A 1,289-nucleotide genomic window follows, 5' to 3' on the forward strand; every position below is an offset into this window, starting at 1 on the left:
CTTCATGGTATTCCTGCCATACGTTCCCACCCCTTACCCAGACGAAGTTCTGTGCTCGGCTCTCACAAGATTTGTAGTTCACAATGGTGAGAGTGTTTTTCGAAAAATATCCAATTCTGTAGCCCACCTCAGTCCCAATCTTTCAATTTATCAGGCAAGCCCGCCTCATCCTGCAGTCGTAGCATTCATCACTGATCAAATGGGGCTACCAGGAAATGAAGTCACCGATAGGTTAACTACAAGTCAATTCTTTCGAGTATTCAACACGGCTCACAAGAGACCGCTGGACCTAGAGACAGCGGGGTATGGAACACGAAGTGGGAGACTTAGGTCCCTTGGATTCATTCCTTGCAATCACCAACCCGCTGTGCGTTTCTGTCCTTCCTGCCTTGATGAGGACTTCAAAAAATACGGTGAGCCCTATCTTCATCGAATTCATCAGATGCAGCCCGCATTGACGTGCACAATTCATGAAGAATGGTTAAGAATTTCATGCCCTAAGTGCAAAATGCTTGTTGTGCCAATTAATAGAATGATACTTCGACCTATGCCCATCGTCTGCGAATGCGGCGCGGATCTACGGTCATTGCCGGTCAGAAAATCGCCAGCAAGCAGCGCCTTCAAGCGATTGAGTCAATTTTGTGCGGATTCAATTTTTTCTAAAAATTCACTGTGGTCGCACGCTCAAGTCAAGTCCGCCGCCAGCGAAGCTCTTGGACTATCGCCGCATGACTTCTCCACAGGATATATCAAATCTCTTATCAAAGTTTACGGCAAGCCAATCAGCATTTCTCCTCACAAATTCGTTATCGCACCACCAAGCAGCGACTGCCATCTCAGACTCAATCTGGAGTTGGGAAGGTTTAAAGCTGAGGACTTTGCATCCCTCTTCACTGCCGCTGGACTAACCTTCGACGAATCCGCCCTATTAATTTCAAAAAATAGAACTGTCGGCATTCACATCAAGCAAAGGAGTCCGAAGTACGTCTACGGTTTGAAGCACGCCGAAGAAGTCCTCCTGAAATTTTCAAAAGCATACCCAGGCGAGGTGGCTACGAAATTCCAGAGAGCTCACCCTCGACTCTACTGGCTCCTGAGGATCCATCATCCAGATTCGATTAAAAGATGGTGTCCAAAGTTGAAAACACTGCCGCCCATTGATAGCGATAGAGAGAAGTTAGGCCGACTACTAAAGAAAAATGGAGATTTTAAAAAAATATTCGCTAGTGCATCGCGCGCCCTCTTTAGAGCACTTGTAAGGGACCAGGACTGGCTGATAAGCACTGCAA

Annotated in this window: 1 protein-coding gene and 1 pseudogene; both read left to right on the top strand. The window is 46.9% G+C overall.

The annotated features are described in order from the left end of the window. Positions 1–4: 4 nt before the first annotated feature. Positions 5–463, top strand: a pseudogene (locus tag GVL03_RS22770) (TniQ family protein); the annotation flags it as partial. An 84-nt stretch (positions 464–547) separates the two neighbouring features. Then, positions 548–1,289, top strand: a 742-nt coding sequence (locus GVL03_RS22395) for a hypothetical protein (RefSeq protein WP_235038244.1), incomplete at its 3' end; no start/stop codon positions are given.

The organism is Microbacterium sp. 18062 (genome assembly GCF_902706225.1).
GTDB lineage: Bacteria > Actinomycetota > Actinomycetes > Actinomycetales > Microbacteriaceae > Microbacterium.